15 protein-coding genes are annotated in these 12,513 nt (G+C 69.5%); 6 read left to right on the top strand and 9 right to left on the bottom strand.

What is annotated here, in order from left to right; all coding sequences use genetic code 11:
* Positions 1-61: 61 nt before the first annotated feature.
* On the bottom strand, positions 62-1,657 hold the full coding sequence (locus tag LOS78_RS07540) for a PAS-domain containing protein (RefSeq protein ID WP_230377854.1): 1,596 nt from the start codon (positions 1,655-1,657) through the stop codon (positions 62-64).
* Between the two features lie 78 nt (positions 1,658-1,735).
* Complete coding sequence (locus LOS78_RS07545; RefSeq protein WP_084648060.1) at positions 1,736-3,079, bottom strand: ActS/PrrB/RegB family redox-sensitive histidine kinase; 1,344 nt, start codon at positions 3,077-3,079, stop codon at positions 1,736-1,738.
* Between the two features lie 91 nt (positions 3,080-3,170).
* Here LOS78_RS07545 and LOS78_RS07550 point away from each other — a divergent pair, with 91 nt between their 5' ends.
* The 3 genes from LOS78_RS07550 to LOS78_RS07560 all read left to right on the top strand — a co-directional run bounded on the left by LOS78_RS07550 (position 3,171) and on the right by LOS78_RS07560 (position 4,805).
* A complete protein-coding gene (locus LOS78_RS07550) occupies positions 3,171-3,812 on the top strand; it encodes an SCO family protein (protein ID WP_230377855.1) in 642 nt (213 codons plus the stop codon).
* A gap of 52 nt (positions 3,813-3,864) precedes the next feature.
* Positions 3,865-4,413, top strand: a complete 549-nt coding sequence (locus LOS78_RS07555; protein WP_230377856.1) for an ActR/PrrA/RegA family redox response regulator transcription factor — start codon at positions 3,865-3,867, stop codon at positions 4,411-4,413.
* Between the two features lie 83 nt (positions 4,414-4,496).
* Positions 4,497-4,805 carry an H-NS family nucleoid-associated regulatory protein gene (locus LOS78_RS07560; protein WP_028711708.1) on the top strand — a complete coding sequence of 103 codons (309 nt, stop codon included), beginning with the start codon at positions 4,497-4,499 and terminating at the stop codon, positions 4,803-4,805.
* 44 nt (positions 4,806-4,849) lie between these two features.
* Here LOS78_RS07560 and LOS78_RS07565 read toward each other — a convergent pair whose 3' ends face one another.
* The 3 genes from LOS78_RS07565 to LOS78_RS07575 all read right to left on the bottom strand — a co-directional run bounded on the left by LOS78_RS07565 (position 4,850) and on the right by LOS78_RS07575 (position 6,764).
* Positions 4,850-5,458 carry an HD domain-containing protein gene (locus LOS78_RS07565; protein WP_028716405.1) on the bottom strand — a complete coding sequence of 203 codons (609 nt, stop codon included), beginning with the start codon at positions 5,456-5,458 and terminating at the stop codon, positions 4,850-4,852.
* A gap of 135 nt (positions 5,459-5,593) precedes the next feature.
* Positions 5,594-6,046 carry a protein-export chaperone SecB gene (gene secB / locus LOS78_RS07570; RefSeq protein ID WP_371824727.1) on the bottom strand — a complete coding sequence of 151 codons (453 nt, stop codon included), beginning with the start codon at positions 6,044-6,046 and terminating at the stop codon, positions 5,594-5,596.
* A 142-nt stretch (positions 6,047-6,188) separates the two neighbouring features.
* A complete protein-coding gene (locus LOS78_RS07575) occupies positions 6,189-6,764 on the bottom strand; it encodes an FxsA family protein (protein ID WP_028711711.1) in 576 nt (191 codons plus the stop codon).
* Positions 6,765-6,874: 110 nt separating this feature from the next.
* On the opposite strand from LOS78_RS07575, the gene LOS78_RS07580 reads away from it, so the two are divergent.
* Complete coding sequence (locus LOS78_RS07580; protein ID WP_230377857.1) at positions 6,875-7,531, top strand: Tim44/TimA family putative adaptor protein; 657 nt, start codon at positions 6,875-6,877, stop codon at positions 7,529-7,531.
* 3 nt (positions 7,532-7,534) lie between these two features.
* Entirely contained in the window at positions 7,535-8,134 is a 600-nt protein-coding gene (locus LOS78_RS07585) for a Smr/MutS family protein (protein ID WP_230377858.1), read from the top strand.
* Here LOS78_RS07585 and LOS78_RS07590 read toward each other — a convergent pair.
* From LOS78_RS07590 to hslV, 4 genes are all read right to left on the bottom strand, one after another.
* Positions 8,131-9,204, bottom strand: a complete 1,074-nt coding sequence (locus LOS78_RS07590) for an alpha/beta hydrolase (protein WP_028711714.1) — start codon at positions 9,202-9,204, stop codon at positions 8,131-8,133. The genes LOS78_RS07585 and LOS78_RS07590 overlap by 4 nt on opposite strands.
* Positions 9,205-9,264: 60 nt before the next feature.
* Positions 9,265-9,441: a PLD nuclease N-terminal domain-containing protein gene (locus tag LOS78_RS07595; protein WP_084637765.1), complete on the bottom strand. Its 177-nt coding sequence runs from the start codon at positions 9,439-9,441 to the stop codon at positions 9,265-9,267.
* A 57-nt stretch (positions 9,442-9,498) separates the two neighbouring features.
* Complete coding sequence (hslU, locus tag LOS78_RS07600; protein ID WP_230377859.1) at positions 9,499-10,803, bottom strand: ATP-dependent protease ATPase subunit HslU; 1,305 nt, start codon at positions 10,801-10,803, stop codon at positions 9,499-9,501.
* 113 nt (positions 10,804-10,916) lie between these two features.
* Positions 10,917-11,471, bottom strand: coding sequence for an ATP-dependent protease subunit HslV (gene hslV / locus LOS78_RS07605; RefSeq protein WP_028711716.1), 555 nt, complete (start codon positions 11,469-11,471; stop codon positions 10,917-10,919).
* A 120-nt stretch (positions 11,472-11,591) separates the two neighbouring features.
* Here hslV and LOS78_RS07610 point away from each other — a divergent pair, with 120 nt between their 5' ends.
* The gene (locus LOS78_RS07610) at positions 11,592-12,512 is read left to right on the top strand and encodes a hypothetical protein (RefSeq protein ID WP_230377860.1); all 921 of its coding nucleotides are present in this window, start codon (positions 11,592-11,594) and stop codon (positions 12,510-12,512) included.
* Position 12,513 lies beyond the last annotated feature (1 nt).

Consider the following 12,513-nt stretch of genomic DNA (forward strand, 5'->3'; position numbering starts at 1 on the left):
ATCGCCTCCGCCAGGTTTCGCACAGGGAAGCGCAGCCGGCCGGGCAGGGCAAGCCCGGGCGTCATCCGGTCAGGGCACGCGACATCGCGGCAGGTTCGGCCGGCTCGGAGCCCTCCGCGACGCGCGGCATCTCGCGCCCGACCGGCAGGGTCGGGACCGGGGCGGCAAAGCTCAGCAGCAGCCGTCCGCCCGACAGTCCGCGCAGCCCCCAGGACAGCAGCCCGCCCGCCGGCCCCGCCATGGCGCCGCGCAGCGGCTCGTCCGGATGGGCGGCGTTCAGCGCCTCGCGCAGGATGGCAAGGCCGGGGCTGGAACCGCAGGTCTCCGTCCAGATCGCGACATGGTCGTCCAGGGTGGCCGGCGCCGCCCGCCCCCAAAGCTCGGCATAGCGGCGGTTCGAGATCAGCAGCTCGCCATTGGCCGCGAAGACCGCCACCCCATCCTCAAGCGCATCCAGAACCTCGGCGCCCAGCGACAGATCGGCGCGGAACTTCCGGGTCAGCGAGATTTCCGAGGTGATGTCCTCGAACAGGAAGGCCACCGCGCCGTCGGGATGCGGCCGGCCGGTCACGCGATAGGTCTGCCCGCCGGGCAGCGACCACATCTCGACATGGTGCCCCGAGGAGGCCGCCGCTTCGAGCGTGTTCATCTGGTTGCGCCAGCTGCGGTAATCCTTGGGTTCGGGCACCATCCGCGCCTCGCGCAGGCGATCCAGAAAGGCATAGAGGGTCGGCCGCGCGGTCAGGAAGCCGGTGGCCAGCCCGGTCAGGTCGATCAGCGCCGGGTTGAACAGCTGCAAATTGCGGTCGCGGTCAAAGATCGCCAGCCCGATGGGCAGGTCGGCAAAGGTCTTGGTCAGGGTCTGGACGAATTCGCGCAACGAGCGTTCGGCCCGCACCGCCGCATCGGCAGGCAGGGCGATGGCCACGGTCTGGTCGGCGACCTCGTGCAGATGGCAATCATACCAGCGGCTTTGCCCGCCCTGGTCGATTTGCACCCGCCGCGCCGATCCTGCGGCATTGGCCTGCGCCGGCCGCGCGGATAGGTCGATGAGCTGCGGCAGCGGCCAGAGCGTCTGCCCCTCTGCCTTGGCCTCGGCCAGGGACAGATAGGCCGAGTTCGCCCAGGTGACCTGGCCCTGCCGGTCCTGGCGCCAGGCCAGCATCGGCGAATGGTCCATGGTGCTGCGCAGGATCTCCAGTTCTTGCTCCATGGCGCCGAGCGACAGGGAATCGACCAAGATCCCGGCATTCTCGGCCGCCGGATCGGCCAGCGTCAGGCGCAGCAGCCCGTCGCCCAGATCCTCGGCCCGCAGCCGCAAGGGCTGGTCGCAGGCCCGCTCCTGCAGCTCGACGCGCGCGGCGCCGCCCAGATCGGGCAGCAGCGCGCCGAATTCGGGCAGGCGCATGCCCAGCCACGAACTGAGCCGCTGCCAGTCCCCTTCGCCCGGCAGGTTGGCAAGCAGCGCCCGCGCCGGAGCCGTGGCATCGACCAGCGCCTGATGGCGAAACAGGAACACGATCGGCTCGATCTCGCGCTCCAGCCCGCGCGCGGCTTGCGCGCCGGCGAAACGCCGGTCCGCCAGCCGGATCAGCCCCAGCGCCAGCAGAACCGCCAGCGCCGCCGCCGCGAAGGCGATGAGGAAATGCGCAACCATCGCGAACCATCCCTGAACAACCCAGACAAATACAACTATAGAGGGATATTTTAAGAAGTGGTTAACGCGACAGGAAAATCAGGCCAGAATCTGCGGATTGGGGCCGAGGGCGGCGCGATCGCCGGTTTCGATCATCTCGCGCGGCCAGGTGACCAGCACCTCGGCGCCGCCCTGCGCGCCATTGCCGAAGCGCAGCCGCGCGCCCGAACGCTCCAGCAGCGCCTTGGCGATGAAGAGGCCCAGCCCCATGCCTTCATAGCTGCGCCCGTCCTCGGCCCGGGGACGCGTGGTCAGGAAGGGGCTGCCGATGCGCGGCAACAGCGCCGGCGGAAAGCCCGGCCCGTCATCGGCGATCCGCACCCACAGATCGCGGCGGTCGGCGCCGGTCTCGATGGTGACGCGCTCGGCAGCGAAATCGACGGCGTTCTGGATCAGGTTGCGCAGCCCGTGGATCACCGCGGCATCGCGCTGGACGATCAACGGCTCGGCGGCGGGCAGCACGCTGATTTCGGCGCCGCGGCCGCGATGCGGGGCGGCGGCCTCGGCCAGCACCTCGGCCAGCGGGGCCGAGCGGATCAGCAGGTCGTCGCGCCCGGCCCCGCCCATGGATTTCAGGATGTCGCGGCAACGGTCGGCGGACTGGCGCAGCAGCGCGACATCCTCGGCCAGATCCTCGCGCTCGGGCAGCGCCTCGGCAAGCTCGTCGGCCAGTTCGGCGCTGACCAGCTTGATCGTCGCCAGCGGCGTGCCCAGCTCATGCGCGGCGGCGGCGACCACGCCGCCCAGGTGCTGCAGTTTCTGTTCCCGCTCCAGCGCCATGCGCGCGGCGAACAGCGCGTCCGAGGTGGCGCTGACCTCGGCGGCGACCAGCCGGGCGAAGGCGGCGAAGAACACCGCGCCGATCACGATGGCGAACCAGTGCCCGACCAGCAGCGGCTCGCGCAGCGTCACCAGCCAGCCCGGACCGAAGGTCAGCGGCTGGGCGAAGATCGCGGCCAGCGTCACCATCAGGAAGGTCGCCACCCCCAGCGCCAGCAGGTGCCGGCCGGGCAGCGCGGTGGCGGCGATGGTCACCGGCGCCAGCAGCAGCAGCGCAAAGGGATTGGCCAGCCCGCCGGTCAGCGCCAGCAGCGTCGCCACCTGCGCGAGGTCGAAGCCAAGCTGCCAGGCGGCCTCGCGCGCCGAGATGCGGCGGTCCGGCCGGCTCATCAGCGCCAGGTTCAGCGCCGCCGCCAGGCCGATCACCGCCAGAACCGCCGCCAGGGGGAAGCCGGCGCCGATCAGCAGCGCCGCGCCCACCGCCGCAAGCTGCCCGGCGATCGCCACCCAGCGCAGCAGGATCAGGGTGCGCAGGCGGATGGGCTCGGGGCCGGGCTGGCCGGGCAACAGATCGATGCGGCGGGAAACGAGGCCGATGGGCACGCGAAGGGCCTCCTGACTGGGACGGGCTTTTGCATTGATACCCGGGGCCGGATGGGCGATCAATGCGACCAAGCGGACGGAGATGCGCCGAATGGCCAAAGACCGAACGATCCTGATCCTCGGCTGCCTGGCCGCGGTGCTGCTGCTGGCGACCGGCTGGCTGTGGCTGTCGCGTGGCGAGGCCGATGCCTTCGCCCCCTGCCGCAAGGGCCTCGAGGCCGGCGGGCTGGACGGTCTGGGCGCGCCCTTCGCGCTGACCGACCAGAACGGCGCGCGGGTGACGGACCGGCAGGTGCTGGCCGGGCCGGCGCTGCTTTATTTCGGCTATACCTATTGCCCGGATGTCTGCCCGATGGACAGCGCGCGCAATGCCGAGGCGGTCGCGATCCTGGATCAGCGCGGAATGCGGCTTACGCCGGTTTTCATTACCGTCGATCCCAAGCGCGATACGCCGGAGGTGCTGCGCGATTTTACCGGCGCCATGCATGAGCGCATGATCGGATTGACAGGCAGCCCGGCGGAAATCGATGCGGTCGCCAAGGCCTGGCGCAACTATTACCGGTTGAATGACCAGGAGGACCCGGAAAACTATCTGGTCGATCACATGACCAATAGCTATCTGGTCATGCCGGGGGCCGGCACCGTCGGTGTTTTCGACCGCGAGCTTTCGGCCCCGGAACTGGCCGAGCGCGCCGCCTGTTTCATTGACGCGGCGTCAATTGCCGGGATTTGACCGGCTGGACAAAACATCCTAATCAACCGTGAACTTTCAAGGGCAAGGAAATATGGCAGAGGATTACGAAATCGGACCCGACCCCAGCCTGTTGCTGGTCGATGACGACGAGATCTTTCTGAACCGTCTGGCCCGGGCCATGGAAAAACGCGGCTTCGCCGTCACCCGCGCCGCCTCGGTGGCCGAGGCCCGCGCGGCGGTGGCCGAGCGGGCTCCGGCCTATGCCGTGGTCGACCTGCGGCTCGAAGACGGAAACGGGCTCGACGTGGTCGACGCCCTGCGCGAGGCGCGCGAGGATGCCCGCATCGTCGTGCTGACCGGCTATGGCGCCATCGCCACCGCGGTGGCGGCGGTCAAGATGGGCGCGACGGATTATCTTTCGAAACCGGCGGATGCGGATGACGTGACCCGCGCGCTTCTGGCGCGGGGCGATACCCTGCCGCCGCCGCCCGAGTCGCCGATGTCCGCCGACCGGGTGCGCTGGGAACATATCCAGCGCGTCTATGAGCAATGCGACCGCAATGTCAGCGAGACGGCCCGACGCCTGCATATGCATCGACGGACCTTGCAGCGGATTTTGGCCAAACGCAGCCCGCGTTAATAATCAGGTTCTCAAAAAAGATTGCATTTCATTTTGGAATGCAAATATTGGGGCCACATACTGCCAAAACCAAGGATAAAGATATGAGCATCGACCTGGACTCCATGTCCTTACGCGAGCTTCGCGATCTGCGTAACAAGCTGGATCGCGCCATTTCCACCTTCGAGGACCGCCGCAAGCGCGAGGCCCTGGCCGCCGCGGAAAGCGCCGCGCGCGAATTCGGCTTCAATCTGGCCGATCTGACCGTCGCCAAACAGGCGCGCAGCAAGGTGGCGCCGAAATATGCCAATCCGGCCGATCCCTCGCTGACCTGGACCGGCCGCGGCCGCAAGCCGCGCTGGGTGCAGGAGGCGCTGGATTCCGGCAAGAAGCTGGAAGACCTGGAAATCTGACCTGATCCCCCGCATTCCCAGGATGCGGGGTTTTCCTTGCGGGATTACGGCCTGCCGTCGATTTCCGCGATCAGCTGGGAAAAGCGCAATAAATAGGCGTTGCGCGTTTCCAGCGGCGGCCGCAGCCGTATTTCCAGCCCCTGCAGGATTTCGGGCTGGGGAGCCGGAAACAGGCGATCCGCCTCGGCCCGCGAAAATCCCGCGATCTGAACGGCTTCCAGCCAGGCCGAGATCCGGTCGGCCCGCTTGATGGCGCGCTTGACCGCCGCGGGCAGCTGCGCCGGCAGGCCGAAGCGGCGGTGGATCGCCGCCGCCAGCCGCGCGTCCATTTCTCCATATTCGCTGCCCAGCGCCGCCTTCACCGGCGAGATCATGTCGCCGATGACATATTCGGGCGCGTCGTGCAGCAAGGCCGCCAGCCGCCAGCGCGGCTCGCAATCGGGGTTGGCGCGGGCATGGATCTCCTCGACCAGCAGGGAATGCTCGGCCACGCTATAGGCCCAGTCGCCATGGGTCTGGCCGTTCCAGCGCGCGACGAAGGCCAGGCCATGGGCGATGTCGCCGATCTCGATATCCACGGGCGTCGGGTCCAGAAGGTCCAGCCTGCGCCCCGACAGCATCCTTTGCCAGGCCCGTTTCGCGCCCTTCGCCATGCCGCTCTCCGTCTGTTGCGCGGCGAAACTAGCCGCATCGTCCGGGCCGCGCCAGCGCCGGATCGGACAGGCGAAGGGCCCGCGATCCGACGACCGCGGGCCCGAAACGGCACGAATCACGCAGAAGTGATCGCCTCAGGACAGCGGCTGGTCGGCGGGCCGCTGGGCCTGCATCCGGCGCGCGATCTCCTGCCGATACAGCGCGACGAAATCCACCGGGTCCATGTTGAAGGGCGGGAAGCCGCCGTCGCGGGTCATGTCCGAGACGATGCGCCGCACATAGGGGAACATCATGCGCGGGCATTCGATCATCAGGAAGGGGTGCAGCTGGTCCTCGGGCACGCCCTCGACATGGAAGATGCCGCCGTAATCCAGCTCGCACAGGAAGATCGGCGACTTGTCCTTGGAGTTGGTCGATTGCACGCGGAACTTGCTGATCACCTCATACTGGTGCTCGGCCGGGCGCTTGCGGGCATCCAGGCTGACCTGCACGCTGATCTCGGGCTGCACCTCGCCCGAGGGCAGGCCCTTCTGCGCCACCGCGTTCTCGAAGGACAGGTCGCGGATATATTGCGTCAGGATCTGCATCCGCACCGCCTGCTGGGCGGGATTCTGCCCCGGATTCTGGGCCTCGTTCGCGGCCTCGGGCGCGGCGCCGCCGCTGTTGTTCTCGTCGCTCATGGAATTCTCCTCGGATCTGACGGGGTTCTAGCACCCCGCAGGGCCGCGCTCAATGCCGGGTCCAGCCGGAGCCGCCCCGGCGCGGCGGCTGGTCCCCGGGCGCATCGCCCTGATCGGTCAGCCCCTCGCGCACCGGCGCGGGCGGATCGTCCTGCACCGAATATTCGCCGTCGATCACCCCCTCGTCGCGCCAGCCGGGGCGGCGGAAGCCCGCCGGATCGGCGCCGAAATCCGCCTCGGCCCCATACCCCTGGCGATAGCTGAAGCGCGTGCCCGTGACCCGCACCCCCCGCGCCATCCGCCGCAGGATCAGGCTGCGCACTGCCGGGATCAGCAGCAAAAGCCCCAGCCCGCTGGTAAAAAGTCCGGGCACCACCATCAGAAGGCCGGCGATCATGACCAGCGCGCCATGCGCCATGGGCCGGCCGGGGTCGCGGAAATCCTCCATGGCGCGCTGCACGTCCAGCGCGGCGCGTGCGCCCTGGTGGCGCATCACCGCCACCCCGGCCACCGCCGAGGCCAGCACCAGCGCGATCACCGGCAGCGCGCCGATCGCGCCTCCGACCTGGATGAACAGCGCGATCTCGACGATCGGCAGGATCACGAACGGCAGAAGCAGCCACATAAAGCCTTCCCCTTTGGCATGTTCTCTTTCCGGCACAAACTGGACTTGGGCCGGTCCCCACCCTACATAAGCATCGGAAACCATCCTTACAAAGCTCGTTAGGTCCGTTGATGTCGAACCCCCTGCTGCAACTCCTCGTCCTGGGCGCGATCGCCGTGTTCCTGATCCTGCGCTTGCGCGGGGTGCTCGGCACCCGCGACGGGTTCGAGGCGCCGCGCATCCCCGAGGAACCGGCGCAGCGCCGCCGCTTCGACGTGATCGACGGCACCGCCGAGGCCGGCGACAGCGACATCGCCGACCATGCCGAGCCGGGCAGCCCCACCGCCAAGGCCCTGGCCGAGATGAAGCGGGCCGAGCCCGATTTCGCCGTGGGCCCTTTCCTGTCCGGCGCGAAATCCGCCTATGAGATGATCCTGATGGCCTTCGAGCGCGGCGACCTCTCGGAGGTGCGCGGCTTCCTGGCCCCGCCGGTGGCCGAGGCCTTCGAATCGGTGATCGAGGACCGCAAGGCCCGCGGCCTGGTCACCGAGGCGCAGTTCCTCGGCACCCGCGAAACCGCGCTGGCCGGGGCCGAATTCACCCCGGCGACCGGCATGGCCGAGCTTTCGGTCCGCTTCGTCGGCGAGATGATCATCGCCACCCGCGACGCCCAGGGCAACGTGGTCGAGGGCGACCCCAAGGCCGCGCGCAAGCAGCGCGACACCTGGACCTTCGCCCGCCGCATGGGTCAGGACGACCCGAACTGGCAGCTTGTCGCCACGGCCTGAACCATGGCGCGCCGGCGGGGACTCTCGGCCGAGGACAAGGCCCTGTGGTCCCGCATCGCCGCGACCGCGGTGCCCATGCACCCGGCCCGCAAGCAGGCCGAACCGATCCCCGAACCCAAGCCGCTGAAAAAGCCCGCCCCCGCGCCGCAGGCCGCTGCGCCGCCGCTGGCCGGCCTGCGCATCGGGGCGAAGGCCGGCGGGTCCGGCTCGACCCGCCTCGACCTGTCGCCGCCCCCGCGCGAGGCGCTGCATGCCCAGCCCTTGCGCATGGACCACAAGACCCACCGTCAGATGACCCGCGGCAAGCTGGTCCCCGAGGCGCGGATCGACCTGCACGGCATGACGCTGGCCGTGGCCCAGCCGGTGCTGACCCGCTTCATCCTGCAGGCCCGCGCAGACGGCCGGCGGCTGGTCCTGGTCATCACCGGCAAGGGGCGCGAGGGCGGGCCCGATGCGCCGCTGCCGGTCCGGCCCGGGGCGCTGCGCCACAACGTGCCGCATTGGCTGCACATGCCGCCGCTGAACGCCGTGGTGCTGCAGGTCCGCCCGGCGCATCGCCGCCACGGCGGCGAGGGCGCCTATTACGTCTACCTGCGCCGCTAGAAGGCCGGCGAGATCACGATCTGCGCCGCGCGCTCGGCATGCAGGGCCGCACGGGTCAGCGGCCCGACCCCGCCGCCCACATCCGACGAGAACACGCTGTTCAGCTCCCGCGCCTGCGACAGGATGCGCAGAAGCGCAGGCGAGGTCGCGACGTTGAAATGCCCGGTGCCGCTGCTGAAGGCGCCGACATCCACCAGCGTCACCGGCAGGTCCGCCACCGGCCCGGCATCAGTCAGGCTGCCCAGCCGCACCGGTTCGGCCGAGATCAGCGCCGACAGGTTCAGCGCCCGGTCCCGCCCCGAGGTGAAGATGAAGAAGGGCTGCGGCAACCTGCCGATGGCCCGCGCCTGGCTGCGAAACACGCCGACATCGATATCGGGCGACAGCAGCACCACGGCGCCGATCCGGTCCAGCGTGCGGCGGTCGCCGGCGATGGCCATCTGGCGCAGGCTCTCCATCAGCAGCAGGGCGCCCATGGAATGCGCGACCAGGATCGCCTTGCCGCCGCCCGCTTCGGTGGCGATCTCGATGCTGCGCTCGAGCCCGTCGCGGGAATAGAGCACGCTGTCGCGATCCGCCGCATAGGCCAGCGGCTGCCCGCGCGAGGGCCACGAGAAATGCAGCGGCACGCCGGGCAGGCGCAGGTCGTGCTCGATCTGGGCAAAGCGATACAGGCCCTCGGCGAAGGTGTTGTTATAGCCATGCACGAACAGCACCACGTCGCGGTCGCCCGGCGGGCGCTCGGCGATGGCGCGGCGCAACTCGGCGCGGAAATCCCCGGGCCGGGCGAAGCGGGCATATTCCGAGACCAGGAAATCCCGCCGCGGATCGGGCGCCGCGCCCTTGCGCGGATAGGCGATCGAGCCCGGCCGCCGCTCGGGCGGCACCGAGACGTCGACGCGGCCGAAGCTCACCCCCTCCTGCCGGCTGCCGTCGGGGGTGCGGTTGGTGGCGATATAGATGCGCTCGACCTGACCCACCCGGCCCGCCTCCGGGACCAGGGTGATCTCGCCGCGCGGCGCACAGGCCGCCAGCAGCAGCAACAGCGAAACAAGGATCCGCGCCGGCATGTCCCCCGCCTTTTCGACTTGCGGCGAACCATGCCATTACCGCGGGCGCGGGAAAAGCCCTCAGCCGTAATTCGCCTTGGGCCCGGCAAACCACCAGATGATCAGCCCGACCACCGGCAGGATCGCCACCAGCGCGATCCAGACCAGCTTGGTGGTCATGCTCTCATTGGTGTTGATGATCGAGGCGATGGCCCAGACATCCAGCACGAAGATGATGATTCCGAAGATATATCCCATGCGCGTCCCCGTCCTTTGACTTCCGGCACAACGGGCGGGACCGCGCCGCGGTTCCCTTCAGAGCACATAGCGCGAAAGATCGGTCGAGCGCGAAAGATCGCCCAGATGCTTCTCGACGAAGGCCCCGTCGACCACCACCGTCTCGCCGGAACGGTCCGGGGCGCTGAAGGACAGCTCCTCGAACACCCGTTCCATCACGGTGTAAAGCCGCCGCGCGCCGATATTCTCGACCGAGCCGTTCACCTCGGCCGCGATCCGCGCCAGCGCCCGGATGCCGTCCTCGGTGAACTCGACCGCCACCCCCTCGGTCGCCATCAGCGCGGTATATTGCCGGGTCAGGGCATTGTCGGTCTCGGTCAGGATGCGGACGAAATCCTCCTCGGTCAGGGCGCGCAGCTCGACGCGGATCGGCAGCCGGCCCTGCAGCTCGGGCAGCAGGTCCGAGGGCTTGGCGATATGGAACGCGCCCGAGGCGATGAACAGGATGTGATCGGTCTTCACCGGGCCGTATTTGGTGCCGACGGTGGTGCCCTCGATCAGCGGCAGCAGGTCGCGCTGCACGCCCTCGCGCGAGACGTCGCCGCCGCGCGCCTCCTGCCGGGCCGCCACCTTGTCGATCTCGTCGATGAAGACGATGCCGTTCTCCTGCACCGCCTCCAGCGCGGCGGCGCGCACCGCCTCGTCGTCCAGAAGCTTGTCGGCCTCCTCGGCGATCAGCAGGTCGTAGCTTTCCGCCACGGTGACCTTGCGCCGCACCCGGCGGCCGCCAAAGGCCTTCATCAGCCCCGACAGGTCCATCATGCCGCCGATGGCGCCGGGCTGGCCGGGGATCTCCATCATGCCGAGCGGATTGGAATTGTCCTGCACCTCCAGCTCGATCACCGTGTCGTCCAGCTCGCCGCGCTTGAGCTTGTCGCGGAACATCTCGCGGGTCTGCTCGCGCGCCCCCTCGCCGGCCAGGGCGGCGACGACCCGCTCCTCGGCGGATTTATGGGCGCGGGCCTTGACCTCCTCGCGCATGCGCTCGCGGGTCTCGATGACGGCGGCATCGGCCAGGTCGCGGATGATCTGCTCGACATCGCGGCCGACATAGCCGACCTCGGTGAACTTGGTGGCCTCGACCTTCAGGAAGGGCGCGCGGGCGAGCTTCGCCAGCCGGCGGCTGATCTCGGTCTTGCCGACGCCGGTGGGGCCGATCATCAGGATGTTCTTGGGATAGACCTCGTCGCGCAGGTCGTCGCCCAGTTGCCGGCGCCGCCAGCGGTTGCGCAGCGCCACGGCCACGGCGCGCTTGGCATCCCTCTGCCCGATGATGAAGCGATCCAGTTCGGACACGATCTCGCGCGGGGTCAGGTCACTCATGGTCAGCCTTTCCTGTCAGGGGCACCGGCTTGCGCCTTCTTTCTTGCCCAAATATCCCGGGGGACGGCCGGCATGCCCCGCCAGGGGCAGGCCGGGCGGGGGCAGAGCCCCCGTCATCCCATGACTTCAACGGTCAGATTGCCATTGGTGTAGACGCAGATATCCGCCGCGATCGCCATGGCCTTGCGCGCCACCGCCTCGGCATCCAGCTCGCTCTCCATCAGCCCGCGCGCGGCGGCCAGGGCGAAATTGCCGCCCGAGCCGATGGCGGCCACGTCATGCTCGGGCTCCAGCACGTCGCCGGCACCGGTCACCACGAAGATGTCGCGCCCGTCGGTCACGATCAGCATCGCCTCGAGGTTGCGCAGATACTTGTCCATGCGCCAGTCCTTGGCCAGCTCGACGCAGGCCCGGGCCAGCTGGCCGGGCGCCGCCTCCAGCTTCTTCTCCAGCCGCTCGAGCAGGGTGAAGGCATCGGCGGTCGAACCGGCGAATCCCACCACGACGTCATGGCCGCCGGGGCTCAGCCGGCGCACCTTGCGCGCCGTGCCCTTCATCACCGTCTGGCCGACGCTGACCTGGCCGTCCCCGGCGACGACGACGCGGCCAGCCCGGCGCACCGCCAGGATGGTGGTCCCGTGCCAGCCGGGAAATCTCTCTTCGGACATGCCTCTCTCCGATATCAGCCTGCCGCGTCAGATATGGGCCGGGCGGCGCTTTCGCAACCCACCATCCCTTTCGGCCGCCACCCCTTCCGCCGGCCCGCGCCGGCCGCTAGCCTGCCGGCCATGACCCATGCCCCCGTCCTGCGCGTCTATCTGGAAGGCTCGATGCTGGAGACCGCCCGCGCGGGCAGCTTCAACTTCATGGCCGTGCTGCGCCGGACGGTCGAGGCGGCGGGCTGGCGCGTCGAATGGCACGAGACCGGCCCCATGGCCCGCGCCGCGGCGCCGACGCTGGAAGGCTATGCGCTGTTCCACATGGAGGCGCCGACGCATGACCGCGCGCTGACCTTCCGCCGCGCCTATCACTATCCGTTCTGGCAGATCGAGCCGGTCCAGCAACGCTGGCGCTTCGCCGTGGCGCGGGCCCGCCACGACCCCGAGGCCGTCGATCCCGGCGCGGCCCGTGCCTTCGCCGACCGGCTGCGCGCCCGCGTGCTGCCCGGCCCCGCGCCCCGGCGCGGCGACACGGTGCTGGTGCCGCTGCAGGGTCATATCCGCCGCTGCCGCTCGTTCCAGACCATGAGCCCGGCCGATATGCTGGAGGCGGTCGCCGCCACCGGCCGGCCCACCGTCGCAACGCTGCACCCGCGCGAGGCATATGACGCCGCCGACCATACGGCGCTGGACCGGCTGGCGGCGCGCCACCCGAACCTGCGGATCGGCGGCGACACGATGCGGCTTCTGCGCGATTGCGCCTTCGTCGCCACGCAGAACAGCGCCGTGGCCTTCGACGGCTACCTGCTCGGCAAGCCGGCGGTGCTGTTTGGGCAGATCGACTTCCACCACATCGCGCTGAACGTCTCCGAACTGGGCGCGGAGGAGGCGCTGGCGCGGGCCGCGAGCCACGCGCCGGATTTCGACCGCTACCTGTTCTGGTTTCTGCAGCAGAACGCCATCAACGCCACGCGGCCCGATGCGGGCGCGCGGATCCTGGCGGCGATGCGCCGGGGCGGCTGGCCGATCGGCGCCGCCCCCGGCGCCTAGG

The sequence above is a fragment of the Paracoccus sp. MA genome (genome assembly GCF_020990385.1).
Classification (GTDB): Bacteria; Pseudomonadota; Alphaproteobacteria; order Rhodobacterales; family Rhodobacteraceae; genus Paracoccus.